Annotated in this window: 26 protein-coding genes and 1 tRNA gene; 11 read left to right on the top strand and 16 right to left on the bottom strand. The window is 63.9% G+C overall.

Annotated elements, in window-relative coordinates; genetic code table 11:
• Positions 1 to 11: 11 nt before the first annotated feature.
• A tRNA-Gly gene (locus DC522_RS10395) sits at positions 12 to 86 on the bottom strand.
• Between the two features lie 162 nt (positions 87 to 248).
• Between DC522_RS10395 and DC522_RS10390 the strand changes: the two genes are divergently transcribed.
• Genes DC522_RS10390 through DC522_RS10375 form a run of 4 tightly spaced genes read left to right on the top strand, consistent with a single transcriptional unit; the run spans position 249 to position 2673 of the window.
• Positions 249 to 776 carry a prolyl-tRNA synthetase associated domain-containing protein gene (locus DC522_RS10390; RefSeq protein ID WP_116528685.1) on the top strand — a complete coding sequence of 176 codons (528 nt, stop codon included), beginning with the start codon at positions 249 to 251 and terminating at the stop codon, positions 774 to 776.
• A gap of 52 nt (positions 777 to 828) precedes the next feature.
• Positions 829 to 1734, top strand: a complete 906-nt coding sequence (trxA, locus tag DC522_RS10385) for a thioredoxin (RefSeq protein WP_116528630.1) — start codon at positions 829 to 831, stop codon at positions 1732 to 1734.
• A 28-nt stretch (positions 1735 to 1762) separates the two neighbouring features.
• Positions 1763 to 2434, top strand: coding sequence for an LON peptidase substrate-binding domain-containing protein (locus DC522_RS10380; protein ID WP_116528629.1), 672 nt, complete (start codon positions 1763 to 1765; stop codon positions 2432 to 2434).
• 8 nt (positions 2435 to 2442) lie between these two features.
• Positions 2443 to 2673 (top strand): Trm112 family protein, encoded by a 231-nt coding sequence (locus DC522_RS10375; RefSeq protein ID WP_116528684.1) that lies wholly within the window; start codon positions 2443 to 2445, stop codon positions 2671 to 2673.
• A gap of 75 nt (positions 2674 to 2748) precedes the next feature.
• On the opposite strand, the gene DC522_RS10370 is transcribed toward DC522_RS10375, so the two are convergent.
• Complete coding sequence (locus DC522_RS10370) at positions 2749 to 3630, bottom strand: CoA ester lyase (RefSeq protein ID WP_116528628.1); 882 nt, start codon at positions 3628 to 3630, stop codon at positions 2749 to 2751.
• Positions 3631 to 3698: 68 nt separating this feature from the next.
• Here DC522_RS10370 and DC522_RS10365 point away from each other — a divergent pair, with 68 nt between their 5' ends.
• The 4 genes from DC522_RS10365 to DC522_RS10350 all read left to right on the top strand — a co-directional run bounded on the left by DC522_RS10365 (position 3699) and on the right by DC522_RS10350 (position 7143).
• Positions 3699 to 4442 (top strand): DUF429 domain-containing protein, encoded by a 744-nt coding sequence (locus DC522_RS10365; protein WP_116528627.1) that lies wholly within the window; start codon positions 3699 to 3701, stop codon positions 4440 to 4442.
• Complete coding sequence (locus DC522_RS10360) at positions 4439 to 5377, top strand: threonine/serine dehydratase (protein WP_116528626.1); 939 nt, start codon at positions 4439 to 4441, stop codon at positions 5375 to 5377. The genes DC522_RS10365 and DC522_RS10360 overlap by 4 nt, the downstream gene beginning before the upstream one ends.
• 17 nt (positions 5378 to 5394) lie before the next feature.
• Positions 5395 to 6075, top strand: coding sequence for a carbonic anhydrase (locus tag DC522_RS10355; protein WP_116528625.1), 681 nt, complete (start codon positions 5395 to 5397; stop codon positions 6073 to 6075).
• 321 nt (positions 6076 to 6396) lie between these two features.
• On the top strand, positions 6397 to 7143 hold the full coding sequence (locus tag DC522_RS10350; protein ID WP_116528624.1) for a hypothetical protein: 747 nt from the start codon (positions 6397 to 6399) through the stop codon (positions 7141 to 7143).
• 87 nt (positions 7144 to 7230) lie between these two features.
• Here DC522_RS10350 and DC522_RS10345 read toward each other — a convergent pair whose 3' ends face one another.
• Complete coding sequence (locus tag DC522_RS10345; RefSeq protein WP_116528623.1) at positions 7231 to 8262, bottom strand: aspartate-semialdehyde dehydrogenase; 1032 nt, start codon at positions 8260 to 8262, stop codon at positions 7231 to 7233.
• Between the two features lie 392 nt (positions 8263 to 8654).
• On the opposite strand from DC522_RS10345, the gene DC522_RS10340 reads away from it, so the two are divergent.
• Positions 8655 to 9446, top strand: coding sequence for a hypothetical protein (locus tag DC522_RS10340; RefSeq protein WP_116528622.1), 792 nt, complete (start codon positions 8655 to 8657; stop codon positions 9444 to 9446).
• Here DC522_RS10340 and DC522_RS10335 read toward each other — a convergent pair.
• A complete protein-coding gene (locus DC522_RS10335) occupies positions 9424 to 10527 on the bottom strand; it encodes a sulfite oxidase (RefSeq protein ID WP_245444080.1) in 1104 nt (367 codons plus the stop codon). The genes DC522_RS10340 and DC522_RS10335 overlap by 23 nt on opposite strands.
• Positions 10528 to 10678: 151 nt before the next feature.
• On the opposite strand from DC522_RS10335, the gene DC522_RS10330 reads away from it, so the two are divergent.
• Entirely contained in the window at positions 10679 to 11014 is a 336-nt protein-coding gene (locus DC522_RS10330) for a hypothetical protein (protein WP_116528620.1), read from the top strand.
• Positions 11015 to 11076: 62 nt separating this feature from the next.
• On the opposite strand, the gene leuB is transcribed toward DC522_RS10330, so the two are convergent.
• From leuB to DC522_RS10275, 10 genes are all read right to left on the bottom strand, one after another.
• Positions 11077 to 12183 (bottom strand): 3-isopropylmalate dehydrogenase, encoded by a 1107-nt coding sequence (gene leuB / locus DC522_RS10325; RefSeq protein ID WP_116528619.1) that lies wholly within the window; start codon positions 12181 to 12183, stop codon positions 11077 to 11079.
• Between the two features lie 115 nt (positions 12184 to 12298).
• Entirely contained in the window at positions 12299 to 13813 is a 1515-nt protein-coding gene (locus DC522_RS10320) for a bifunctional serine/threonine-protein kinase/universal stress protein (protein ID WP_245444079.1), read from the bottom strand.
• 2 nt (positions 13814 to 13815) lie between these two features.
• The gene (locus tag DC522_RS10315) at positions 13816 to 14556 is read right to left on the bottom strand and encodes a metallophosphoesterase (RefSeq protein ID WP_116528618.1); all 741 of its coding nucleotides are present in this window, start codon (positions 14554 to 14556) and stop codon (positions 13816 to 13818) included.
• A 68-nt stretch (positions 14557 to 14624) separates the two neighbouring features.
• On the bottom strand, positions 14625 to 15248 hold the full coding sequence (locus DC522_RS10310; RefSeq protein WP_205769592.1) for a LysE family translocator: 624 nt from the start codon (positions 15246 to 15248) through the stop codon (positions 14625 to 14627).
• Between the two features lie 6 nt (positions 15249 to 15254).
• Positions 15255 to 16445: a lytic murein transglycosylase gene (locus tag DC522_RS10305; RefSeq protein WP_116528681.1), complete on the bottom strand. Its 1191-nt coding sequence runs from the start codon at positions 16443 to 16445 to the stop codon at positions 15255 to 15257.
• 152 nt (positions 16446 to 16597) lie between these two features.
• The gene (locus DC522_RS10300; protein WP_133239258.1) at positions 16598 to 17962 is read right to left on the bottom strand and encodes a glycosyltransferase family 39 protein; all 1365 of its coding nucleotides are present in this window, start codon (positions 17960 to 17962) and stop codon (positions 16598 to 16600) included.
• An 88-nt stretch (positions 17963 to 18050) separates the two neighbouring features.
• Complete coding sequence (leuD, locus tag DC522_RS10295) at positions 18051 to 18653, bottom strand: 3-isopropylmalate dehydratase small subunit (RefSeq protein ID WP_116528680.1); 603 nt, start codon at positions 18651 to 18653, stop codon at positions 18051 to 18053.
• 632 nt (positions 18654 to 19285) lie between these two features.
• Entirely contained in the window at positions 19286 to 20569 is a 1284-nt protein-coding gene (locus tag DC522_RS10285) for a glycosyltransferase family 39 protein (protein WP_165820117.1), read from the bottom strand.
• A gap of 182 nt (positions 20570 to 20751) precedes the next feature.
• Positions 20752 to 21159 (bottom strand): metallopeptidase family protein, encoded by a 408-nt coding sequence (locus DC522_RS10280; protein ID WP_116528614.1) that lies wholly within the window; start codon positions 21157 to 21159, stop codon positions 20752 to 20754.
• 4 nt (positions 21160 to 21163) lie between these two features.
• Complete coding sequence (locus tag DC522_RS10275; protein WP_116528613.1) at positions 21164 to 21427, bottom strand: hypothetical protein; 264 nt, start codon at positions 21425 to 21427, stop codon at positions 21164 to 21166.
• Between the two features lie 123 nt (positions 21428 to 21550).
• On the opposite strand from DC522_RS10275, the gene DC522_RS10270 reads away from it, so the two are divergent.
• Entirely contained in the window at positions 21551 to 21844 is a 294-nt protein-coding gene (locus tag DC522_RS10270) for a hypothetical protein (RefSeq protein ID WP_116528612.1), read from the top strand.
• Positions 21845 to 21914: 70 nt separating this feature from the next.
• Here the strand turns inward: DC522_RS10270 and DC522_RS10265 are convergent, their stop codons facing one another.
• A complete protein-coding gene (locus DC522_RS10265; protein ID WP_116528611.1) occupies positions 21915 to 23333 on the bottom strand; it encodes a hypothetical protein in 1419 nt (472 codons plus the stop codon).
• Between the two features lie 99 nt (positions 23334 to 23432).
• Positions 23433 to 24839, bottom strand: a complete 1407-nt coding sequence (gene leuC / locus DC522_RS10260; protein ID WP_116528610.1) for a 3-isopropylmalate dehydratase large subunit — start codon at positions 24837 to 24839, stop codon at positions 23433 to 23435.
• Positions 24840 to 24912 lie beyond the last annotated feature (73 nt).

Genomic DNA, 24912 nt, shown 5'->3' with positions numbered 1-24912 from the left:
TTTTTGGAAATTGGAGCGGGCGAAGGGATTCGAACCCTCGACCCCAACCTTGGCAAGGTTGTGCTCTACCCCTGAGCTACACCCGCGCTCCGCGATGCCGAGGCATCGTTGCGAGGCCGCTGATTTGCCCCAAAACGACTCACATTGCAAGGGGTTTTCGCCAAACTTTTTGACGCGGCGCTTGAGCCCGGTTGCCGGGGTGGGTAGAAGCCTGGGGCACGTTGGCGTTTCAAGAAGGCTCCTTCCCCTTGGCCCACCTCTCCCCCAAAGAACTCCTGGACCGCCTGGATGCGCTCGGCATTCCATCCGAAACGGTGGAGCACGAGCCCGTCTTCACGGTGGCCGAATCGAAGTCCGTCAAAGAGCAGGTTCCGGGAGCCCATTCCAAGAACCTGTTCGTGAAGGACAAGAAGGGTCGGTTCTTCCTGATTTCCGCCAAGCACGACACCGCGATCGACCTGAAGCGCACCCATGAGGCCATCGGCGCCTCGGGCCGCCTCTCCTTCGGCTCCGCCGAGCAACTCCGCGTCATGCTCGGCGTCGAGCCCGGCTCCGTCACGGCGTTCGCGGTGGTGAACGATACGGAAGGTAAGGTGACAATGGTGCTCGATGCCAACCTCATGGAGCATGAGCGGGTGAACTTTCATCCGCTGGTGAATTCCATGACCACCGGCGTGTCGCGGGAGGATCTGGTGAAGTTTCTTCGCGCGACGGGCCACGACCCGCTCATCTTAAAGCTGCCGGAACCGTCTGCGGAATTGCCAGAGAACGGTTAAGCTCCCATCTAGGCCCAAAGCTTCTTCTCACGACAAGCCCTTCGAGGATCGCATGTTGACCGATAACCCCTCCCCCGGAATGCCGTCCGACGATCTCGTGAAGGACACCACCACCGCCAGTTTCCGCCAGGACGTCTTGGCCGAATCGATGAACCAGCCGGTGCTGGTCGATTTCTGGGCTCCCTGGTGCGGCCCCTGCAAGCAGCTCACCCCCGTTCTGGAAAAGGTGGTGCGGGCTGCCGGCGGCAAGGTGAAGCTCGTGAAGATGAACATCGACGAGCATCCGCAGATCGCGGGCCAGCTCGGCGTGCAGTCGATTCCCGCCGTCTTCGCCTTCCAGCGCGGCCAGCCGGTGGACGGCTTCATGGGCGCCCTGCCGGAAAGCCAGCTGAAAGGTTTCATCGAGCGCCTCGTCGGTCCCTTGGGTCCGGGCGCGGCGGAAGAGCTTCTCGCAGAAGCCGACCAGCTCGTGGCCGCCGGCGACATGGGAGGCGCAGCGGAACTCTATGCCGCCGTTCTCTCGCAGGAGCCTGAGAACACCACGGCGCTCGCCGCCCTCGTGAAGCTCCATGTGGAGGTGGGCGACCTGGAGGGCGCGAAGCGCTTCCTCGCCATGGCGCCTGCCGCCAAGGCGAATGATCCGGCGATGGCCGGCGCACGCGCAGCCGTGGAGCTTGCCGAGCAGGCCGGTTCGCTTGGCGATATGGCCGAGCTTCAGCGCAAGGTCGAGGCGGATCCGCTCGATCATCAGGCGCGATTCGACCTCGCGATTGCGTTGAATGCCCGCGGAAAGCGGGAGGAAGCGGTCAATCACCTCCTTGAAATCGTTCGCCGCGACCGCAATTGGAACGACGATGGCGCTCGCAAGCAGCTCGTTCAGTTCTTCGAGGCCTGGGGCCCGATGGATGAGATGACCATTGCGGGGCGGCGGAGGCTCTCTTCGCTTCTGTTCGCCTGACGCCTCTGAATGACACGGAGAGATCGGCATGGGAATGAACGCGGTATACCGGGGGCCGGACGATTGCCCATCGGTCATCCCGGTCTTTCCCCTGCCTGGCGCGCTGCTTCTGCCGCGCGGGCAGATGCCGCTCAACATCTTCGAGCCGCGCTACATCGCCATGGTGGATCAGGCGCTCAAAACCGACCGCGTGATCGGCATGATCCAGCCGGATGCGGACAGCAACCCTCATTCCGTCGTTCCGAAGCTCTACTCCGTCGGCTGCGCAGGCCGCATCACGCAATTCGCGGAAACAGGTGACGGCCGGTATCTGATTACGCTCATCGGCATCGCGCGTTTTCGCGTGGAGGAGGAGCTGCCGCCCATCGACCTCTTCCGCCGCTGCCGTGTGACCTTCGAGCCCTTCGTGAACGATTTCACGGCTCGCATGGGCGAGACGGAAGTCGACCGCGCGGGCGTCGTGAAAGCCCTGCGCGATTTCGTCGATGCGGCGCATGTGAAGGTCGATTGGCGGGGCATCGAGGAGGCCCCCAACGAAGCGCTCGTGAATGCCCTTTGCATGATGAGCCCCTTCGGCGTACGCGAGAAGCAGGCGCTCCTCGAAGCACCGGATTTGAAAACCCGCGCGGAAGTTCTCATCGCGCTGACCGAGATCGAATTGGCGCGCGGGGGCGTCAGCTCCGATTCGACGCTCCAATAGGATTGATCATGTCTTCAGAGACAAGTGTTTCACCCCAAGCCGACGCTCCCCAGCCTGTCGAGGCGACGCGCATCGACCCGAAGCTCCTCGAGCTTCTCGTCTGCCCGCTCACCAAGGAAACGCTGGAATACGACGCCGAGCGCCAGGAGCTCATCAGCCGCCGCGCGAAGCTCGCCTACCCGATCCGCGACGGCATTCCGATCATGCTGCCGGAAGAGGCGCGGCAACTGACGGATTGAAATCGAGGAATCATTATCCCCCGGACACTCTCCGTCATGGCCGGGCCAAGCCCGGCCATGACGGAGAGGGGACGATCACCCACGCTGCGCAATCGCCTCGGCCAGCGCCAGCGTGCGCTTGGCCATCTCCGCATGGAGTCGCTCGACCATGCGGCCGTTATGGCTGACCGCGCCCTTGCCTGCATTCTCCGGCAACTCGAACAGGGCAACGATGTCGCGAGCCTTTTCGATGTCGTCATGGGAGGGCGCGAAGACCTCGTTCGCCACCGCGATCTGATTCGGGTGGATCAGAGTCTTGCCGTCGAAGCCGCAATCGCGGCCCTCCATGCACTCCGCGCGAAAACCCACTTCGTCCGACAAATGATTGTAGACGCCGTCGAGAATATCGATGCCATAGGCACGCGCCGCCGCGAGTGCCGTCATGAGCCAGGGCATCATGACCGCGCGTCCTGCCTTCAGATGTGCGCGGGTATCCTTCGCAAGATCGTTCGTTCCCATGATGAAGCAGGAGAGACGCGAGGTTTCATCCTGCGCGACGGCGGCGATGTCCTTCGCCTGCAGAATCGCAAGCGGCGTCTCGATCATGGCCCAGATGCGCGTCTTCTCCGGCGCGCGGAGCGCGCTCAAGCGCCTGCCCACCTCCACCAGGTCGTGGGGTGACGAGACTTTGGGAATGAGGATCGCATCCGGCGCAGCCGATGCTGCCGCCGCCAGATCCGCCTCGCCCCACGGCGTGTTGAGCCCATTGATGCGGATCACGAGCTCCCGCGCGCCATAACCGCCTGCCTTGACCGCCTCGCAAACCGCAGCGCGCGCTTCAGCCTTCAGGTCAGGCGCGACGGCGTCCTCCAGATCGAAGATCACCGTGTCGGCGGGAAGCGTCTTGGCCTTCTCGACGGCGCGGGCATTGGAGCCCGGCATGTAGAGGGCGCTGCGGCGGGGGCGGATCGCGAACATGATGGTTCCTCAAAGACGCATTCGGTTTTAATCAGCCTCAAGAGATCGCGCAAAGGAGAAGCGGAGCGATGTGGGTTGCGGGCGTCGATGGCTGCCGGGCCGGGTGGATCGCGGCGCTCATGCAGGTGGGCAAACCCGCCTCTGCCAAGATCGTGGTGGTGCCGACCCTTGCGGCGATCGCCGATGCGCCGGAGCAGCCGGCCGTGATCGCTGTCGACATGCCCATCGGTCTGTCCGAGAAGACGACAGGCTCCGGCCGCGCGCCCGAACAGCTGATCCGTCCGCTCCTCGGGCAGAGGCAATCCGCCGTTTTCGCGATTCCCTCCCGCCAGGCCGTGTATGCGGAAGATTACGGCGAGGCCTGCCGTCGTGCGCTTGCGACCTCCGATCCTCCGCGGAAGGTCTCGCGGCAGGGTTTCGGCATCTTTCCGAAGATCCGTGAGATCGATGCGCTGCTGCGGGCACGGACCGATCTGGTGGACAAGGTGTTCGAGGTCCATCCCGAACTCGCCTTCTGGGCCCTGAACGGCAGGCTGGCGCTGGACCAGCCGAAGAAGGTGAAGGGTGCGCCCTATGAGCCCGGCATGCGCCTGCGCCGCGCGCTTCTGGCTGGGTCAGGGCTCCTGCCGGAAGCCCTCATCGCCTCCCCTGCCCCGAGAGGTGCTGCGGCCGACGACCTCCTCGATGCGCTGGCGGGGTTGACGGTAGCGCTGGATCTCGCGACAGGTGGAGGGCAACCCTTTCCCGATCCGCCCGGCCGTGACGCCCACGGCCTGCCGGTCGCCATCTGGACGCTCCGCAGGCTCCCATGACCATGACCCGTGCCGACATCGAAGCCGCCCACGCCCGCATCGCTCCCCATATCCGCCGCACGCCGGTGATGAACTTGGGCGGAGCGTTCGGCCATGAGGGCCTGGTGAGCCTCAAGCTCGAATTCCTTCAGCACGCAGGCTCCTTCAAGTCGCGTGGAGCCTTCAACACGCTCCTGTCGAATCCCGTTCCGGCGGCAGGTGTCGCGGCGGCTTCGGGCGGGAACCACGGCGCGGCGGTGGCTTATGCGGCCAAGCAGCTCGGCGTGAAGGCCCGCATCTTCGTTCCTGAAATCTCAAGCCCCGCAAAGGTCGCCGTCATCCGCTCCCATGGGGCCGAGGTCGTGATCGGCGGCGCGCGCTATGCGGACGCGCAGGAAGCCTGTGACCGCTACGTGGCCGAGACCGGCGCGCTGCGGATCCATCCCTTCGCCGCCGAGAGCACCATGACCGGCCAGGGCACGGTGGGCCTCGAATGGGAGCAGGATGCTCCCGCCCTCGACACCGTTCTCGTGGCCGTCGGCGGCGGAGGGCTCATCAGCGGCATCGCGAGCTGGTGGGCGGGCCGCGTGAAGGTGGTGGGCGTGGAGCCGGAGGGGTCGCGTGCGCTCCATGCGGCGCTCCAGGCCGGAGGGCCTGTCGACGTTGACGTGGATTCGGTCGCCGTCGATTCGCTCGGCGCCCGCAATACGGGCGATCTCGTCTATTCCATCTGCAGCCAGACCGTCGATCACGTGGCCCTCGTCAAGGATGAAGCCATCCGTGAGGCGCAAGCGCTCCTCTGGCGCGATTACCGCATTGCATCCGAGCCCGGTGGCGCTGCGGCACTGGCGGCACTGATCTCCAGGGCTTATATGCCACGCTTGAACGAGCGGGTCGGCGTGCTCCTGTGCGGAGCCAATGTCGAACTCACCAAGCTCGCCGAACTGACGCACTGACCGACGAGGAAAAAACCATGTTTCCCCAGCGCCTGACCGACGGCTACCGCTCCTTCCTGGAAGAGCGCTTTCCGCGCGAGAAGGGCCGCTTTGAGGCTCTGGCCGAAAAGGGCCAGTCACCGGAGGTGATGGTGATCGGCTGCTGCGACAGCCGCGTGTCGCCGGAAGTGATCTTCGACGCGAGTCCGGGCGAGCTGTTCGTGGTGCGCAATGTGGCGAACCTCGTGCCGCCTTTCGAGACCGGCGGCGATTATCACGGCACCTCGGCGGCGCTCGAATTCGCGGTGCAGGCGCTTCGCGTGAAGCATATCGTGGTGCTGGGCCATGCCCGCTGCGGCGGCGTGCGCGCCTTTGCCGACGAGACGGCTCCTCTCTCGCCGGGCGATTTCATCGGCCGCTGGATGAACCTGATCAAGCCGGCGGGTGAGCGCCTCGGCCCGCATCACGGCAATCTCGACGAATACCTGCCGCGTCTCGAACTGGCCGCCATCGAGAACAGCCTGAAAAACCTGATGACATTCCCTTGCGTGCGCATTCTGGTGGAGCGCGGGAAACTCGAACTTCACGGCGCCTACTTCGGCGTGGCGAGTGGCGTGCTGCTGGTCCGCGACCCTGAAACCGGAGAGTTCAAGCCGGTGGTGGACAACATACCGGAGCGCGTGTCGATGTTCTCCGCCCGCGATGCGGGACCTCTTTAGCGCCTCGTGCGGAAACGAGGGTCCGCGTCAGCGACCCGAACGGCCACGCCCGTGACCCGAAGGGCCGCGTCAGCGAAAAGTGGCCCCGGTTTGAACGCCCTGTGACAAGCCGGTCGCGTGGCCGCTCTGCCGGAACGATTCGGCTCAGGCCGGGTTCACCAACAACACGGAGGTCGTGTTGGGAGTCGATCCGTGTTGGGTCGGGGCAAGGCTCATTCTGGCACCTGTGCCATCGCTGTCGCCAGTCTTCTCTGCGGATTGAATGCCGCAACGCTGCCACTGGACGCGCAGCCTTTGTCATTGCCGGCTGATCGGCCGACAATGAATGAGCCTCGTGCAGGTTTCGACGAGCGCTTCTCGCCCGATGTCAAAGCAGAACCTTTTTTCACGCGCCCTGAGATTCAGGAGCTTCTCGCATCGCTGCCGCCGTCACCCACTTCTGCCGATGTGCCCGTTGCTGGTGCTGAGCCCGGTGCGCCACCATCCGAAACACAAGAAGCCATGCCTGCCGAACCGTATCCGGCAGAGAACACGGCATCCGTGACAGCACAGAAGCCAAGTTCCGAGGCCGCCACATCCACTCCCAACCTCGCAATACAGCTGCCGGAGTTTCCGCCACCTCCGCCTCCCGCAGATGTCGTTTTGCCGTCAGCGGAAGAACTCGCGGCGACGACACCGCCACAAGCGCCTCCTGAAGCGCCATCGGACATGTCCAGCGCGAGCAGGTCAGAACCCGGTCGTCAGGCTGAAGCGTCGGAGCCGTCGGTTTCTCAGCCGCAGGCCGAAAGGAAGACGAACCTGAAGAAGCAGGCCGCGCAGAAACCCGCTCGCGTGAAGAAGCAGACGACAGCCCACCATGAGCCCGCCGTTACCGGCACTGTTCCCGATTGCCGGACGGGAGCGACTTGCGTCACACAGCAGCAGACCTTCGCGATCTTTTTCGGCTTCATCGCAGGTGCACTTCTAGGAGGCCCGATCGGCGCCATTGCAGGCGGAACAGCAGGAGCCATGTTGACCGCTCCAAATGCACCACAAGGCGAAAGATCCGATCCTCCGCCACGGCGGTAGCCGCAAATGTCTGACCGGCCGGGCCGGAGTCTCAAACAAAAAGGCCGCGCAAAGGCGGCCTTTTCACGTCTTCGTTGCAGGAGAAACTTACGCTGCCTGCTTCTTCGCCTTCAACAGGCCGCGATTGGCCATGGCTTCTGCGATCTGAACGGCGTTGAGCGCCGCGCCCTTGCGCAGGTTGTCGGAAACGCACCAGAAGGACAGGCCGTTCTCGACGGTGATGTCCTCGCGGATGCGGGAGATGTAGGTGGCGTCTTCGCCGGCCGCCTCGTGGGGCGTGATGTAGCCGCCGGGCTCGCGCTTATCGACTACCATGATGCCGGGCGCCGCGCGCAGGATCTCGCGGGCCTCGTCCGCCGTGATCGGCTTTTCGAATTCCACGTTCACCGCTTCCGAATGGCTGATGAAGACCGGCACGCGCACGCAAGTGGCGGTGAGCTTGATCTTCGGATCGAGAATCTTCTTGGTCTCGGCCGTCATCTTCCACTCTTCCTTCGTGTACCCGTCCTCCATGAACACATCGATATGGGGGATCAGGTTGAAGGCGATGCGCTTGGGGAACTTCTTCTCCTGCACATCCTGCAGCGAGTAGAGCGCCTTGGTCTGGCGGTCGAGCTCGTCCATGCCGTCCTTGCCCGCGCCGGAGACCGACTGGTAGGTGGCGACGACCACGCGCTTGATGGTGGCGCGGTCATGGAGCGGCTTCAACGCGACGACGAGCTGCGCGGTGGAGCAGTTGGGGTTGGCGATGATGCCCTTCTTCATGTCGCGCAGCGCTTCGGCATTCACCTCCGGCACCACCAGCGGCACCTCCGGGTCGTAGCGCCAGGCGGAGGAGTTATCGATCACCACCGCGCCCTGAGCCGCGATCTTCGGAGACCACTCCTTCGACACCTCGCCACCGGCCGACATGAGGCAGAGATCGACATCCGAGAAATCGTAAGAATCGAGGGCCTTCGTCTTCAGGGTCTTGTCGCCGTAGGACACTTCCGTTCCCTGGCTGCGGCGGGAGGCCAGCGCCACCACCTCGTCAGCCGGGAAAGCCCGCTCCGCCAGAATGCTCAGCATCTCGCGGCCCACATTGCCGGTCGCACCCACGACGGCGATCTTGTAACCCATTGGACTTCTCCTGTTGTCGCTCTCCCCGGGAAAACTCTCAAAACCCTGTTCGGGTGTCGCCTCTCGCCCCGACGGGAGAGAGGACCGGGGACGACGAGGCTTATGCGGCCGTCGTTTTCACGGCCGCTTTGGCGGTTTTCGTTTTGCTCGTCGTGAGGGTGAGCAGCGCCATTGCCTTCGTCCATTCGCAAGCCCAGTCCGGGCTTCGATAAAATCACCAACACACCAAAGGTTCGCTCTCGTCAAGCGTTCTCTGCAAGAAACCGACGATTGACGGCGAAGCTGAGCAATAACCTTTCGTTTACCTTGCTTAGCAAAACCTTTCGAGGCTCAGGCACTGCTACGCTAGAACATGCTCACGACAGCCCCAGTGACGGGTGTGGTGAAGCGTGATGGCACGGGCCGGTTATCCTGCATGGGATGAGGACGAGGCGTTCTTCGATGAACGTCCGGCCCATCGCGTGCGCAAGAGGCGCCTGCCCTGGTTCCGCATGATCTTCATGTCCTCCCTCATGATCGGAGGACTGGTTTATCTCGCGCAGCGCAAGGGCAGCGAGGTGCAGGTGGCGGCCCGCAAGAGCGTGCCCGCCTCCGTCCTGATCGCGCCCGCTCCTGCCTGGACGCCGGCTGCCCCGACACCGGCCCCCTACGTGATCGAGAGAGCCTCCGCTCCCCCGATCATGGAGGCGCGCCAGCACACGAGCGGCGCGCGGGAAGACACCCTGACGTTGGGCCGCTTCGGCGATGCCCCATATGCCAGGCTCATCCTGATCCAGGGCTCGTCGGAGCGGGCCCGTAGCTTCTTCGTCGATATCGTGCGCCGTGCGGCGGAAGCCGGGCTTGCGGTCTCGCGCAATGAGCAGAGCCGGATGGTCGCCACCAAGTTCGGGCTCGTCGAGGCCGCCGCCATGACGCTCGTCGGCAAAAGCGAACAGGAATGCCAGACCTTCCGCTTCGCGGATCCGGATCTCGGCTTTGGCATCCAGGGCTGGATGTGCGGTTCTGATGCTGCAATTATGGATGACGCTCAGCTTGCCTGCTTCATCGACGGAATCACGCTCGCGGGCGCGAGCAGCCCTTCCCTGAAAGCCCTTTTCGTGCGCGCCGAAAAGAGCCGCACGGAGGCCTGCGGCGTTGCCGCCCGTACGGCCTCGACAGGTATCAGACCACCTCACCGACCATGAACGCCACCCGGTGCACGACATTGCAGCCATAGCCATTCGGGTTCCAGTTGACGGCCCGGAACGGCTGAGCCCGCCCCTGTGAGTCGGTGGCTCGGGCAAAAATCTCGTAATAGCCGTCGCCGGGGAGTTCGACGGTCGCGGTCCAGCGCACCCAATCATAGCGGTTACGCGGCGGCGTCATCTGCGCAGACACCCAGGTGGCGCCGCCATCGATGGAGCAATCCACGCGGGTCACCGCATCATCACCCGCCCAGGCAGCACCGCGCACCATGATGGTTCGCGTGCCGGCCTCATGGCTTGAACCATGGGCCGGTGCCGTGATGATGCTGCGCACCGGCATCGATTCCAGGATCCGGGTCTCTCCATGCGTCCCGTCAGAGCCCGGCGGAAGCGGGTGGACCGGGACGCGGTAGGACGTCATGCCTGGACCGTCATGCTCCCGGTCGCGGATCCAGATTCGTTTCAGCCATTTCTGGCTCAACGAGCCAGGCCAGCCCGGCACGATGAGACGCAAAGGCCCGCCGTGGATGAACGGCAGGGGTTCGCCGTTCATGGTCCAGGCGAGCAAGGTATGCTCCTCCAATGCTTTCGTGATCGGCACGCCACGGGACATGGCCTGCCGCTCCACGCTTCCGGTCTTGTCCGGATCAGCCCCGAAATGACCGGTGAAGAGTGCCGTGTTCTTCAGACCGGCCGCCTGCAGGACATCGCGCAACGAAACGCCCGTCCATTCCGCGCAACCGGCACCGCCGTTGGTCCAGGCATTGCCTTCCGCCTTCGGCTCGAAGAAGGAACGCCCATTGCCGCCGCATTCGAGCACCATACGAAAGGTTTTGGCCGGGAAGCGGCTCTTCAGTTCGGCCACACTCAGATCAAGCGGGTGTTCGACTTCTCCATCGATGGTGAAGCGCCACGCCTCCGGATCCTCGACCCTTTCGGGCAAAAGGCCATTGTTGCGGATGAAGAACCGCGCAATCGGCGTCGTGTCATCATCGAGAAGCGACTCCGGCGTCTCGGCCACAAGAGGTGCTTCACTTAATACGGTGAGGCGATCCTTCCCGGACAGGTCAAGCGCGCTCATCCGATCCTGCATGGCGATTCGCCCTCACCCTTTGGTGAACTTCGCTATTCAAAGGAACCAATTTAGGCAGGTCGCCTTGTTCTGACAGCCTTTGAACTTGTCACGACGGCTCAGCGAGGAACCGCTGGTGCCGAGCCTGGAGATTTGCAAAATGCGCCGCCTCACAATTATCGGTTTGGCTTCGCTTGCGTCGCTTGCGGCCTTCTCGGTCGCGGCCGATGCGCAGGCACAGGATCGTCCTCTCGTCTTCCGCGTTCAACCCCGCAGCTTCCTCGATCCCGGGCGCACAGCTCCGGTGGGCTCGCTCAATCGCTACGCCACGCAGGGCCAGCTTTCCTACATGACGAACCCGCCCTGGGGCCATCAGCGCGACCGCTTCGGCGAAGGCGTGTTGCCCGACCCGATCGGCGGGCCGTTCGTGGGTGCCCGCAACCCCTTCCCGACTTTCGGTGTTCCGGATGTCGAAGCCACGGGCTCGATCCGCTGACAAGCAGAAAGCCCCGGCATGAACCGGGGCTTTCCTGTTCCTGACGCTTCGCGCGGGAGCTTTCAGGAGAGAGCCTCCAGCTCCTTCACGATGGCATCGCCCACATCCTGCGTACCGACCGCATTCGTGCCGGGAGCCGCGATATCCTTCGTGCGAACGCCGGAAGCGAGCACGTTGGCGATAGCCTTCTCCAGACGATCCGCCTCCTCGATGAGGCCGAAGGAATAGCGCAAGGCCATGCCGAAGGAGCCGATCATGGCGATCGGGTTGGCAAGGCCCTTGCCGGCGATGTCGGGAGCCGAGCCGTGCACCGGCTCGTAGAGCGCCTTGCGCTTAGCCGTTTTCGGGTCTTCCGCGCCGAGCGAAGCGGAAGGCAGCATGCCGAGCGAGCCGGTGAGCATGGCGGCGATGTCGGAGAGAATGTCGCCGAAGAGGTTGTCGGTGACGATCACGTCGAACTGCTTGGGCCAGCGCACGAGCTGCATGGCGCAGTTATCGGCGAGCACATGCTCGAGCTCGACCTCCGGGAACTCCGCCTTGTGGATGCGCGTGACGGTCTGACGCCAGAACACGCCGGTCTTCATGACGTTGAACTTCTCAGCCGAGGAGACCTTGTTGCGGCGCTTCTTGGCGAGATCGAAGGCGACGCGAGCGATACGCTCCACCTCGTGGGTGGTATAGACCTGCGTGTCGACGGCGCGCTGGGAGCCGTCCTCGAGCGTCACGATCTCCTTCGGCTCGCCGAAATAGACGCCACCCGTGAGCTCGCGCACGATCATGATGTCGAGGCCTTCCACCACCTCGCGCTTGAGCGACGAGGCATCGGCCAGGGCGGGATAGCAGATGGCCGGACGCAGGTTGGCGAAGAGGCCGAGATCCTTGCGCAGGCGCAGCAGGCCGGCCTCGGGGCGCACCGCATAAGGCACGTTCTCCCACTTGGGGCCGCCGACCGCGCCGAAGAGCACCGCATCGGCAGCTTGAGCGCGGCCCATGGCCTCCTCGGAGATGGCTTTGCCATGCGCATCATAGGCCGAGCCGCCGACGAGGTCCGTCTCGGTTTCGAAGCCGACACCGCGCTTGCGGAACCAGCCCACGATCTTCTCGACCTCGCGCATGACCTCGGGGCCGATGCCGTCGCCGGGGAGAAGGAGAAGCTTGTGCGTTGCCATGGGATGGATCCCTTGTTGTGCGAAAATGAGTGCTCGTTCTTAAAAAGCCGAATGGGCCGCTTGGCAAGCGCTTCCCGCCTTCGTCGTTAGGTGAAGGGCCGAAAAGGGAAGGGTTTTACCCTTCCGCCTGCCGCCGGTCCCTGGGCGTACGGACCACGGTGACCGAACAGGAAGCCTCCGCAACGACTTGCGACGAGACGCTGCCGAGATAGCGCCGGAGCGCCGAGGAGGCCCGCGCGCCGAGGACGATGTGATCCACGTTGTTGTGGCGCGCGTAATCGATGAGGGCGGTGGCCGGGTCGGTCGCCTCCAGCACGCTGTAGGTGATCCGCTCCTTCGGGATGTCGAGGGCCGCGCCCCAGTGCTTGAGCTGGACGAGGCGCTGGACATGGAGGCTGCGCCCCTCCTCGTCCTCCAGCACATCGACGGCGATGCGGGAGAGTTTGAGAACGTTCACACAGGCGACGCGCGCCTGCTTCTCCATGGAGATGATGCGTCCGATCAAATTGCGCTGCGCCTCCACCAGATCCTCGTTGCCGGCTGAGAGATCGATGGCGACGAGGATGATCGGCGCCCGCGAGAGCTGGCCGACGATATTGGGCACCTCCAAGGTTTTCGCCTTGCGGGCTTTGAGCCAGCGGCGAAACGTCTTCATGCCGCTGTCGCGCTCGAGCCGCTCCGCCCGCTCGGTGAGCGTCACCTGATCCGGGTTTTCGAGATCGAGCGCGAGCTGCGCTGCCGTGGCATAGCGATCGTTCGGATCAACCTCCAGGCAGCGCAGGATGATCTCCTGGAGCCAGGGCGGACAATCGGGGTTCCTCGCGCGCGGCGGCACCGGATCGCGCCACAGGCGGCGGCGGATCTGGCCTCCTTTCGGCGTGCCGAAGGGGCGCTCGCCGGTGACGAAGAAATAGAGCATCACGCCAAGCGCGAAGAGATCGCTGCGCGGATCGGCACGGTCCTCCAGCACCTGCTCGGGCGCCATGTAGGGCGTGGTGCCGAAGGGCTCGCGAAACTCTTCCGCTAGGAGATCGGGCAATTGCTCGTGCCGCGCGAAGCCAAAATCGATGAGCACGGCCTCGCCGGTTTCGCGGAACATGATGTTGCTCGGCTTCACGTCGAGATGGATGACATGCTGGAGATGCAGATCGTGCAGAGCGCGCGCCACTTTCGCGCCGATCTCCACCACCTCGCGCCAGGGCAGCGGCATATCCGCGAGGCGCGCTTTGAGCGAGTGACCGGGAATGCGCTCCATGACGATATAGGCCTGCGGGTCGAGCGGGCCTGCGGCGACGAAGCGGGGCACGTGCCGGCCGCTCAAGCGCGGCATGATCATCTGCTCGGTCTCGAAGCAGACGATCGGGATCGGATCGTCGCTGTCGATGAGCATCGGGAATTTCATCACGAGAGCATCGGACCCGAAAGTGGATTCCACTTTCGGGTCCGATCCGATGCTCCCTTTTTCAAGAGGCGCATCGCTGACGCGGACCTCCGGTTCCGCACCATGCGCGAGCGGCGTCGGATCGCCCTCTCGCTCCACCGACCAGATCTGGGCCATGCCCCCGGTGCTCAAATGCTCGTGAAGCGTGAACCCGTCGATCTCCATGCCGGGCTCGAGGCGAAGCCGCATGCTCAGCGACCTTCCTCAAGGCGCTGGGCAAGCCTTTCGGGCAGGCCGGCCTCCCGTACCTTCTGCGCCGCCGTGCCGTTATCGTACGGCACGCGGAAATAACGCAGGCTCTGGCGGCCTACGTCGAACACGGCATAGTTCGCCGCCGGTACTCCATCGCGCGGCTGGCCCACGGCGCCGATGACCGCGAGCCATGAGCGCGTGGCAAGCAGGGGAATCTCGTTGTCCGAAACGGGCGAGAAGGAGCCCACCTTCGCCGTGGTGCTCATGTGATAGAGCATCGGCACATGCACGTGCCCGCAGAAGGTGATGTGGGCCTCGACCCGGCTGAAATGCCGTGCCGCCTCCAGCGTGTCGGTAATGTAGTGCCAGCTCCGCGGCGCATAGCCATTGGCATGGACGTAGAGAACATTTCCCTCCTCGTGGATCAGAGGGAGATCGGCCAGGAAGGCACGCTGCTCCATGCCGAGCTGACCTCGGGTCCAGCGGATCGATTCCCGGGCAAGGATGTTCATGTCCTCGTCGGACCCATCGATAGCGGCGTCGTGATTGCCGAGGAGCGCGATGGCGCCCTCGTCCACGAGCGTCCTGACGGTATCGACGACCCAGGCCGGATCGGCGCCATAGCCGACGTAATCGCCGAGGAGAATGAACCGATCGACGGGGAGCGAGCGCGCATGCGCCAGGCAGGCCGAGAAAGCCTCGCGATTGCCGTGAATGTCAGTCAGGAGCGCAATGAGCATGCGCGCACTAAACTCCCAACATTGCTCTACCGCAAGCTAGCCGATGGGCGGCTGTGAGAGCTTATTATCTAAGCGGGCCGCCTCGTGAGCAAGAGAGCGACTCCGAAACCGATCATCGTGGTGCCGGACAGCCTGTTCAACCAGCCAAATACATTCCGGTTGCGCGACAGGCGGTTGAGACGATGGCCGAGCACCGCATAGAGAAAGACGGCAATCACCTCGAGCGCGAGGAACACAGCACCCACGATGGCGAAGCTGAGCCAGTAAGCGCCGGGGTCGATGAATTGCGGCAGAAAGGCCGTGAAGATCAGGATCGCTTTGGGATTGCCGATCGCGGTCCAGAACTCCTGCAGCGCCAGCACCTTCAGGGGCCGCCGGTTGCCGGATGTCAGGGACGTATCGATAGCGGCGGCGCCTCTTAGGATCCTGATACCGAGCCAGATCAGATAAGCCGCACCCGCCCATTTCAGGATCGTGAACGCCGTCTCGGAGGCTGCCAGCACGGCTCCGACGCCAAGCGCCGTCAGCGCGATCATGAAGGCGAAGGCCACAAGGCGGCCCGCCGAGGCCATCACGGCGGTGCGGACCCCGTCGTGCAATCCATATGTCAGGGAGAGCAGGTTGTTGGGCCCGAACGCCATGTTGAGCGCGAAGCACGCGGGCACGAAGAGAAGCAGGACGCTCCAGGACACAGCCGTTTACCCCCGCAGCGCTTCGAGCACCTTGCCGCCGGGGCGGCCGCGCGGTTCGAGTCCGATGCGGCGCTCCACGTCCTTGATGGCCTCGCGGGTCTTGGCGCCGATCTTGCCGTCCGGCTCGCCGACATCGTAGCCGCGTGCGGTGAGAAGCTGCTGCAGCTCGCGACGCTGGGCGCGGGAGAGCGGAGGATCGTCCGTGGGCCATGCGGTACGGATACCGGGCAGACCTTTCAGGCGGTCGCCGAGCAGCGCGATGGCGAGGCCGTAGGACTCGGCGGCGTTGTAGGAATAGACCGCGTCGAAGTTCTTGGTGACGAGGAAGGCCGGGCCGTTCACGCCGGCCGGAATGATGATGCCGGCCTGGTAGTTGCCCTGCACCGGCTTGCCATCCATGCGGGTCACGCCCATGGCGGCCCAGGACGATACGGGCCGCTTGTTCTTGCGACCGGCCAGGCTCGCGTTGAAGTTCTGCGGCAGGCGCACCTCGTAGCCCCAGGGCAGGCCGTTCACCCAGCCCGCCTTCTTGAGGAAGTTGGCCGTCGAGTGCACCGCATCGGGCACGGAGGCCATGATGTCGCGACGCCCGTCGCCGTCGCCATCGACGGCAAGACGCTGGAAGGTCGAGGGCATGAACTGCGTGTGACCGAAAGCGCCGGCCCAGGAGCCGCGCAAGGCTGCCGGGTTGATGTCCCCGTCCTGCACGATCTTGAGCGTCGCCATCAGCTCGCCCTTGAAATAGTCGTTGCGGCGTGGCGCGTAGCAGACAAGCGTCGAGAGCGACTGCACGAGAGGCCGCCCGCCGATATCCTTGCCGAAATTGGATTCCACGCCCCACACGCCGGCAATCGCATAGCGGTCGACGCCGAAGCGTGCCTCGGCGGATGCAAGGGCCTGCCCCCATTGGCGCATGGCGGCCTTGCCGTCCTGCACGCGCTCGTCATCCACCAGCGCCGCGAGATAATCCCAGATCGGGGTCTTGAACTCCGGCTGGTTCTTCATGAGGTCGAGGATCGTCAGGTCCGGCTCGACGCCGCTGGTGGCGATGTCGAAGGCTTGGCCCGAAATGCCCTTGGCGGCGGCTTGGCCGCGCAAGGAGGACAGGCACGAGCGGAAATCGGCCTGGGCGGAGGCCGAAGGAGCGGCAGTCAGCGAGAGGATGCCGAGGAGTGCGGGAACAAGGATGCGTTTCATGCCCGCGACCTTGCAGGCAATTTGGTTAATCTTATGGAAACGGGGCTGCATTCGCTGGGATCGCCAGCTTCGGCCGGTGATCCCGATGGGGTGAACCGTAACGCTTTCCTGGATGCAAGAGGGCCGGACAAGTCCGGCCCTCTTGCATCCTCTCAATTGACAGGAGGTTCGGGCTTCGGGCCGTATTCCCGCACGCGCTCCTGGTGCCGGGTCCTGGTGTGCAGGAACTGGGGGTACTTCCAGTCGAACAGATTTTGCGGGTTCTGGTCGATCGGCGGCTCGGCGTTCCAGAGAAGCGAGTATCCGTTGTACAGCCCTTGACAGGTGTGCACGAAGACCGAGAACACCGCCGTCACGGCGAGCACCGCCGCCGCGATCCGCAGGCGCCGCGTGTCGAGGGCCGTCGGCCAGGCGCGCAGGGTGAGCAGGAACAGGCCCGGCAGCACATCCATCAGGAGGCGCGGACCATAGGACCAGCCCGCCCACCAATGCGGGAAGCGCGAGATCACGATCAGATGCAGCACCGGCCAGGCGAGGCCGAGGCCCCACCACAGGGGATTGAGCCGGAACGTCTCAGGCGCGCGCCGGGCGCACAGCCACACCGCGACGAGGAAGGGCGAGAACACCAGCAATCCCCGCGCCGGGCTGAACAGGTTGCCGTACAGGGCGGTGGTGACATCCGAGGCGCCGCTCACGCGGCTGGGCAGGTAATAGCTCGGCAGCACCTGGCCGAACTCGTGCTGGCTGAAGGCCACGAAGCCGCCCAGCAGCGCCGCCAGCACCAGGCCGGCCTTGACGGCGGCGAGCCGGTGGCGGGCGAACAGGAACAGCAGCAGGAACGGGCTGAGCAGGGACAGGGTGGGGCGGCAGAAATAGGCCAGGAACAGGCACAGGCCGATCCGGGCCCAGGAGCGGCTGTGCTCGGCTTTGCTGTCGCGGATGGCCAGATCGAGGGCGATCAGCCCGAACAGGGTGGCGAGATTGTGCGACCAGAGGGCGGTGGCGCCGGTGGAGGCCAACGAGGTGCCGAACCAGAACAGGCCGGCGGCCAGCGCGGCGTTGCCGGGCTCCAGGAACTGCCGCGCCAGCCGGTACAGCATCGCAATCATCAGCATCGCGACGACGGCCGTCATCACCTTCTGCACCTGATGATCGTAGCGCGTCATCTCCATGCCGAGCAGATTGGCCACGGCCACAAAGGGTATGCTGGCGATCGAGGCACCTAAAGGGAAAACATAGTAGAAGTGCTTGTTCTTGCGAACGAGCCGATAGCTCAGTATTTTTCGGACGTCTTTCTTGTAGTGATCGAGTTTGATGGTTCCCTTTTGCAAGATTGACTCGGCAACAAGGGTTGTTCCTCGAGGATCACTCGTCTCATTCTCGATTACGGTCGTGCTTACGACCAGTAATGCCAGCGCACATAGAATAACAATAATGACATAGTCGTTCTTCAGATAAGTATTTATTATCTCTCTTTTATGTTCCAGACTAAATAAATACATGAATTTATGTGCCACGAACCTCAGAAGGCTCAAGCAATAATTTGTACTCCGAGCCAAAGGCCGTGTTGTTTATAATGCCAAATGGCTCGGATGCGTGTGAGCTTTAAGCCCAAGCGCGCTCGGAGAGCTTCTTCTCGAAGCTGTCAATGGCGGAGGCCTTCTCAAGCGTCAGGCCGATGCCGTCGAGACCGTTGAGCATGCAGTGCTTCTTGAACGGGTCGATGTCGAACTTGATCTTGCCGCCGTCGGGACCGCGGATTTCCTGGTTCTCCAGATCGACGGTCAGCGTGGCGTTGGCGCCGCGGCTCGCATCGTCGAAGAGCTTTTCCAGGTTCTCGGGGCTCACCTTGATCGGCAGAATGCCGTTCTGGAAGCAGTTGTTGTAGAAGATGTCGGCGAAGCTCGTGGAGATCACGCAGCGGATGCCGAAATCGAGCAGCGCCCAGGGGGCATGCTCGCGGGACGAGCCGCAGCCGAAATTGTCGCCCGCGATCAGGATCTTGGCGTTGCGATAGGCGGGCTGGTTCAACACGAAATCCGGGTTCTCCGAACCGTCCTCGCGATAGCGCATCTCGGAAAACAGACCCTTGCCGAGCCCCGTGCGCTTGATGGTCTTCAGGTACTGCTTGGGGATGATCATATCGGTATCGATATTGATGATCCTCAGCGGCGCCGCGACGCTTTCCAGCACGGTGAACTTGTCCATGGTCCAAACTTCCTTCAGGCGGCAAAGGGCCGTCGTGGGATGCCTCATATCAAAGGCTTGGCGAAACGGCTAGCCTCACGATGGTCGCGCCTGGCAAAGATTTGGTCGTAAAGACCGGGCTCGAAGCAAGCTTCGGATAAGAGCCCATCGCCTCCGTCGGAGGCGCTGCCAGAATGTGGCGGCGGAGAACCATCCGCTTCGTCCCTGCACGAAGGTCAACATTCACAGATTCGAACTTGCCTCGAAACATCATTGAAGCAACTTTATCGCAATGAATGGCTGATCGAACAAAATCCTGTCCATCGTCCTTGAGGACGTCGGTGCTCGCCTGATCGGTGGAGCCATGCTTGCCGGATGGATTCTGGCCCGCGGCTTGGCTGGCAAGTGTTTCTCGCATTGCTCACGGGTGTCGCCACCCTTGTGCTTGCCGCACCGTTTTGGCGCTCTGGCGATATCTGCAGAAAGATTCCTCTTAACGCCCAAGCTATATCACAAGGCAGCCGCCTCGATGGCTTCCATGTCGTCCAAGAAGCCGAAATGGCGGCCTTGGCTCTCCTCGTGCTCGGCCCAATCCCAGGAGCGGGCGGTGGTGATAGAGCCGAATCCAGGATGGCCGAAGGGCGCAAGCTTGGTCAGTCCTTCAGCTGACTGGACACTTCCGACTTCGGGCCGTATTCCCGCACGCGCTCCTGGTGCCGGGTCCTGGTGTGCAGGAACTGGGGGTACTTCCAGTCGAACAGATTTTGCGGGTTCTGGTCGATCGGCGGCTCGGCGTTCCAGAGAAGCGAGTATCCGTTGTACAGCCCTTGACAGGTGTGCACGAAGACCGAGAACACCGCCGTCACGGCGAGCACCGCCGCCGCGATCCGCAGGCGCCGCGTGTCGAGGGCCGTCGGCCAGGCGCGCAGGGTGAGCAGGAACAGGCCCGGCAGCACATCCATCAGGAGGCGCGGACCATAGGACCAGCCCGCCCACCAATGCGGGAAGCGCGAGATCACGATCAGATGCAGCACCGGCCAGGCGAGGCCGAGGCCCCACCACAGGGGATTGAGCCGGAACGTCTCAGGCGCGCGCCGGGCGCACAGCCACACCGCGACGAGGAAGGGCGAGAACACCAGCAATCCCCGCGCCGGGCTGAACAGGTTGCCGTACAGGGCGGTGGTGACATCCGAGGCGCCGCTCACGCGGCTGGGCAGGTAATAGCTCGGCAGCACCTGGCCGAACTCGTGCTGGCTGAAGGCCACGAAGCCGCCCAGCAGCGCCGCCAGCACCAGGCCGGCCTTGACGGCGGCGAGCCGGTGGCGGGCGAACAGGAACAGCAGCAGGAACGGGCTGAGCAGGGACAGGGTGGGGCGGCAGAAATAGGCCAGGAACAGGCACAGGCCGATCCGGGCCCAGGAGCGGCTGTGCTCGGCTTTGCTGTCGCGGATGGCCAGATCGAGGGCGATCAGCCCGAACAGGGTGGCGAGATTGTGCGACCAGAGGGCGGTGGCGCCGGTGGAGGCCAACGAGGTGCCGAACCAGAACAGGCCGGCGGCCAGCGCGGCGTTGCCGGGCTCCAGGAACTGCCGCGCCAGCCGGTACAGCATCGCAATCATCAGCATCGCAGTCAGGATGGTCAGGATCATCTGAACGCGATGCTCCGACTGAACCATCTCGATTCCGATGGCATTGGCCGCAGCAACGGCCGGAATGCTGAGAACCGATGTCCCCAAAGGAAAAAGATAATAGGAGTGACCCGCATTCTGGTAAATTCGGGTGCCAAGGTCCTTGAGGTAATTGGCGTCGTACTGGTCGAGCTTGATCGTGCCATTCCGCAGGACCGATTCTGCGACAACCAGGGATCCCCGCGGATCACTTCCGGTATATCTCACTTTTGAAGTGACGATCGCGACGGCTACCAGGAGCGACAGCATGAGAGCTATCGCGATTTCATATTTTTCCCCGATGGTCCGTGGCATCGATTGACTCTGTTAAGGCTGCGTCTGTGTTCAGGCGTGCGTCGCTCCTCGTGTCACATCTGAGAGACATCGAAGAAGCGGAGCTCGTTACATCATTTCCGGATTTTCGCCCAGAGGACCAGAACAGGAGCGGCAATTCATCCGACCGCCGCCTCGATAGCCTCCATGTCCTCGTCCGAGAGGCCGAAATGATGGCCGATCTCGTGCACCAGCACATGGGTCACGAGAGCGCCCAGGCTCTCCTCGTGCTCCGCCCAGTAATCGAGGATCGGGCGGCGATAGAGCCAGACCATGTTGGGGAACTGGCCCGTCTGCATCATCGCGCCGCCTTGCGCGAGACCGATGCCGCGAAAGAGGCCGAGGAGATCGAAAGGCGTCTCGCAGCCCATGGCCTCCATGGTCTCGTCGTCCGGGAAATCCTCGACGCGGATGACGACTCCCTCACAGAGCGCGCGGAACTCTTCCGGGAGGCGCGCGTATGCCGCTTCCGCGAGAGCTTCGAAATCCGCAAGAGAGGGAGCGTGGAGACGGGCCCAGTCGGTCATCGACTCAGAGAATGCCAAGCTGGACCAGAAGCCACAAGCCGAGAACGACGACGCCGACCAGCGACAGCCCTCGCCCGATGCGGCGCCCCCAAAGCTCGATGGGATCCGTGCCGCCGTCCTCGCCCGCGCCAACGGCGTCCCGGCCGCTGAAATGATCCTGCGCCTGCCGGCTCATGCGTGCGAGTGCCGAGGAGCCGAGTGACTCCGAGTCGCGCTGCACACGTTCCAGTGCCTCGCGGGCTTCGCGTTCGCGCTCCTGGTCGTTCATGAAGGGCTCCTCAAGCGTTCACCGTTCATCAACCATAAGTCCTGGTGCGGCCTTACGCCAACGGAACGCCTCGCGGGCTATGCCGTTGATACCCCCGAATAGGCAACTCGAAGTGAGGCTTCAATGCGTAAGATTCTTGGTATCCTGGCATTCGCCGGGCTGGCCGCTTTCGGCTCCGCGACGGCGTCGGCCCAAGGCGTCGGTGTGCATGTCGGCCCGTCCGGCGTTCGTCTGGTGCAGGAGCGTCCCGCTTATCGTGAGCGTATCGTCGAGCGCCGCATCGTGCGTCCTGCTCGCACGCGCACCGTGTGCCGCACGGAATATCGTGAACGCGTGCGCCCGAGCGGCGTCGTGGTTCGCCGCCCGGTGGAGATCTGCCGCCAGGTGGTGGGTAGCCGCCGGGTCTACGTGGACTAACCGCTTCCATATTCAGGCGTGAAAGGGCGGCGGTTCGCAGGAGCCGCCGCCTTTGCGTTTGTCGCCTCCGCTATGAGGCCGGAGGGGTCAGTTCATAGACGACATATCCGTGGGATGGAGGCTCGCGCAGGGGCCTCAATCCCCATCCATGGCGCCGCAGGTCATCGGCCAGATCGCCCCAAAATTCATCGTTGAGAATAACCGCGTGACTCACGCGGCTGCGCCTGGCGATCTCGTGCACGGCTACGTGCCGCTCCTGTGCGCGGCTCGGCAATGTCCAGCGGCGATGATCCGCGATCGAGCTCGGCGTCTTGAGCCCCACGATATCGAACAGGGCAAAGGGCGTGGCCCACGCGAAATATCCGGCATCGTGAATGAGAATGCGTGCTCCGGCGGGCAGATGCTCCCTGGACCATCGCGCAGCCTCGTCCAGCTCCGCCGTGAACCGCCGTCCGCCCGCCACGTGCGGCCACGTATTGAACCCGATGACGACATAGATCGCGGCCAGCGCGCCAAAAGCCCATCTCATGCCCCTGCTGTCCCGCGTGGCGATGCCCCAGCCGAGCAGGCCGATCGGCAGGAGCGGGTAGCAATAGCGATAGAAGTTATGAAACAGGCCTCCCGGAAAGGTCACGGCGAACATGAGGAGGATGACCACCAACGAGAGCAGCACCGGAACGCCTATGGACATACGCCTGACGAACAAAGCCGCCAGCAGAAACGCTCCGACACCGGACTGAACCGTGAAGATGAGCGCGATCTTGAGCTTGAACCAGAACGGATAGAGCTCTTCCGCGAAAAAGGCGCGCTTGGCCGATGCCGTCAGCGGCGTCACGGACCCGGTTGCGATCCATGACCAGAGCAGCCAGGGCGCGGCCGTAAGAGCGGCAAGCGCGAAATCGACGGCGATGCGATCCATCGTGTTTCGCTGTTTCCAGGTGCGCCACACCAGGAGCGCGCCCGCCGGAACAGCAAGTTCCGGCCGGATGAACGGCATCAGGCCGCAGAGAAGCGGCAGGAGAAAGCGTGAGCCGGAGAGGGCCAGCACCAGGGCCCAGGTGACGGCTGCCATCGCAAGGCCGGTCTCGAGTCCGTTGAACAGGTGGTAGGGAACATGGGCGGCCGACAGGCCGAGCGCGACAAGTCCTGCCGCAATCCGGCGCGACGGCTGCACCCAGAAGGCCAGACGGGCGAGGCCCACCCCATAGAGAATGGTGGCCGCGAGATTGAGGAGATAGCTGGCGAGCGGCAGATCGAGGATCAGCCCCAGCCCGGCGACGAGGGCCAGATGCACCGGGCTCGTTGCGCCCACGAGAGCCGGAACGCCAAAGCCGCGGTCAACGCCTTCGAGAAGGACCCGCGCATTGTGGAGCGTGATGTAGGCATCATCCAGCGGAAAGACGATGGGCCAGCAGAGGACGAGCCCCACGAGACCCGCAGCCGCGACCAGTGCCGCGACGGCCCATTCAAATGTCCGGTGCCCCTGCACGTTCTTCGCGCCGCCCGCGACGGCGCCCCTTGTTCAATAAAAAGACGGCGGCTCGCCGGAGCCGCCGTCTCATTCTTCGTCGTCTGACTGAAAACTTTGTTACTGCCAGTTGCGAATATCCACGAACCGACCCGCGATCGCCGCCGCCGCCGCCATGGCGGGGGAGACGAGGTGCGTACGGCCCTTGAAGCCCTGGCGGCCCTCGAAGTTGCGGTTCGAGGTGGAGGCGCAGCGCTCGCCGGGAGCGAGGCGATCCGCGTTCATGGCCAGGCACATGGAGCAGCCGGGCTCGCGCCAGTCAAATCCCGCTTCCTTGAAGATCTTGTCGAGACCTTCGGCTTCGGCCTGCATCTTCACGATGCCGGAGCCGGGCACGATCATGGCGTTGACGCGCTCATGCACTCGTCTGCCCTCGACGACCTTCGCGACAGCGCGCAGATCCTCGATGCGGCCATTGGTGCAGGAGCCGATGAACACACGGTCGAGCTCGATATCGGTGATCTTCGTGCCGGGCTTGAGGCCCATGTATTCGAGCGCGCGCCACTTGGAGAGACGCTTGTTCTCGTCCTGGATGTCGTCCGGGTTCGGCACCACGCCGGCCACCGAGATCACGTCCTCGGGAGAGGTGCCCCAGGTGACGATGGGCGGCAAGTTCGCGGCATCGAGCTTGATCTCGGTATCGAAGAACGCGCCTTCATCGGTGCGCAGAGAGTCCCAATAGCGCACGGCCGCTTCCCAGGCCTCGCCCTTCGGAGCCTTGGGACGATCCTTCAGATAGGCATAGGTCTTCTCGTCGGGAGCCACCATGCCGGCGCGTGCGCCACCCTCGATGGACATGTTGCAGATGGTCATGCGGCCTTCCATCGACAGCGAACGAATGGCCTCGCCCGCATATTCGATCACGTGGCCGGTGCCGCCAGCGGTGCCGATCTCGCCGATGATGGCGAGGATGATGTCCTTCGCCGTGACGCCGGCGGGCAGCTGCCCGTCCACGGTCACGCGCATGTTCTTGGCCTTCTTCTGGATCAGCGTCTGCGTGGCGAGCACGTGCTCGACTTCCGAAGTGCCGATGCCGTGGGCGAGCGCCCCGAAGGCGCCGTGGGTCGAGGTGTGGCTGTCGCCGCAGACGATGGTCATGCCCGGCAGCGTGAAGCCCTGTTCCGGGCCCACCACGTGGACGATGCCCTGACGGGTATCGAGCTCGTTGTAATACTCGACGCCGAATTCCTTGGCGTTCTGGGCCAGCGTTGCCACCTGCGTTGCGGATTCGGGGTCCTCGATGCCGTGCGACCGGTCGGTGGTGGGCACGTTGTGGTCGACGACCGCGAGGGTCTTCTGCGGCTGGCGCACCGTGCGGCCCGCCGTACGCAGGCCTTCGAAAGCCTGGGGCGAGGTCACTTCGTGGACGAGGTGGCGGTCAATGTAGAGAAGGCACGTCCCGTCATCCTGCTGATCGACGACGTGGTCGTCCCAGATCTTGTCATAGAGGGTACGGGCTTTGGCCATAGGTGTCTTCCAACGGTGAAAAATGTCGTGGTCGTCTTCTAACGGCACCCGCGCAGAAGGAAAAGGCGTCCTG

This window comes from Microvirga sp. KLBC 81, assembly GCF_003075415.1.
Classification (GTDB): Bacteria; Pseudomonadota; Alphaproteobacteria; order Rhizobiales; family Beijerinckiaceae; genus Microvirga.
The sequence above is the reverse complement of the archived record's forward strand: the minus strand, read 5'-3'. Positions and strand labels throughout refer to the sequence as shown.

Bases quoted from the DNA above. Each gene is read 5' to 3' on its own strand.
- DC522_RS10275 (WP_116528613.1), bottom strand. From the start codon at position 21,427: ATGAACGACCAGGAGCGCGAACGCGAAGCCCGCGAGGCACTGGAACGT.
- DC522_RS10350 (WP_116528624.1), top strand. From the start codon at position 6,397: ATGAATGAGCCTCGTGCAGGTTTCGACGAGCGCTTCTCGCCCGATGTC.
- DC522_RS10360 (WP_116528626.1), top strand. From the start codon at position 4,439: ATGACCATGACCCGTGCCGACATCGAAGCCGCCCACGCCCGCATCGCT.
- DC522_RS10375 (WP_116528684.1), top strand. From the start codon at position 2,443: ATGTCTTCAGAGACAAGTGTTTCACCCCAAGCCGACGCTCCCCAGCCT.
- DC522_RS10345 (WP_116528623.1), bottom strand. From the start codon at position 8,262: ATGGGTTACAAGATCGCCGTCGTGGGTGCGACCGGCAATGTGGGCCGC.
- trxA (WP_116528630.1), top strand. From the start codon at position 829: ATGTTGACCGATAACCCCTCCCCCGGAATGCCGTCCGACGATCTCGTG.
- leuD (WP_116528680.1), bottom strand. From the start codon at position 18,653: ATGGACAAGTTCACCGTGCTGGAAAGCGTCGCGGCGCCGCTGAGGATC.
- leuB (WP_116528619.1), bottom strand. From the start codon at position 12,183: ATGGCAACGCACAAGCTTCTCCTTCTCCCCGGCGACGGCATCGGCCCC.
- DC522_RS10365 (WP_116528627.1), top strand. From the start codon at position 3,699: ATGTGGGTTGCGGGCGTCGATGGCTGCCGGGCCGGGTGGATCGCGGCG.
- DC522_RS10340 (WP_116528622.1), top strand. From the start codon at position 8,655: ATGGCACGGGCCGGTTATCCTGCATGGGATGAGGACGAGGCGTTCTTC.
- DC522_RS10315 (WP_116528618.1), bottom strand. From the start codon at position 14,556: ATGCTCATTGCGCTCCTGACTGACATTCACGGCAATCGCGAGGCTTTC.
- DC522_RS10335 (WP_245444080.1), bottom strand. From the start codon at position 10,527: ATGAGCGCGCTTGACCTGTCCGGGAAGGATCGCCTCACCGTATTAAGT.
- DC522_RS10270 (WP_116528612.1), top strand. From the start codon at position 21,551: ATGCGTAAGATTCTTGGTATCCTGGCATTCGCCGGGCTGGCCGCTTTC.
- DC522_RS10380 (WP_116528629.1), top strand. From the start codon at position 1,763: ATGGGAATGAACGCGGTATACCGGGGGCCGGACGATTGCCCATCGGTC.
- DC522_RS10355 (WP_116528625.1), top strand. From the start codon at position 5,395: ATGTTTCCCCAGCGCCTGACCGACGGCTACCGCTCCTTCCTGGAAGAG.
- DC522_RS10370 (WP_116528628.1), bottom strand. From the start codon at position 3,630: ATGTTCGCGATCCGCCCCCGCCGCAGCGCCCTCTACATGCCGGGCTCC.
- DC522_RS10305 (WP_116528681.1), bottom strand. From the start codon at position 16,445: ATGAAACGCATCCTTGTTCCCGCACTCCTCGGCATCCTCTCGCTGACT.
- DC522_RS10285 (WP_165820117.1), bottom strand. From the start codon at position 20,569: ATGCTGTCGCTCCTGGTAGCCGTCGCGATCGTCACTTCAAAAGTGAGA.
- DC522_RS10320 (WP_245444079.1), bottom strand. From the start codon at position 13,813: ATGCGGCTTCGCCTCGAGCCCGGCATGGAGATCGACGGGTTCACGCTT.
- DC522_RS10330 (WP_116528620.1), top strand. From the start codon at position 10,679: ATGCGCCGCCTCACAATTATCGGTTTGGCTTCGCTTGCGTCGCTTGCG.
- DC522_RS10280 (WP_116528614.1), bottom strand. From the start codon at position 21,159: ATGACCGACTGGGCCCGTCTCCACGCTCCCTCTCTTGCGGATTTCGAA.
- leuC (WP_116528610.1), bottom strand. From the start codon at position 24,839: ATGGCCAAAGCCCGTACCCTCTATGACAAGATCTGGGACGACCACGTC.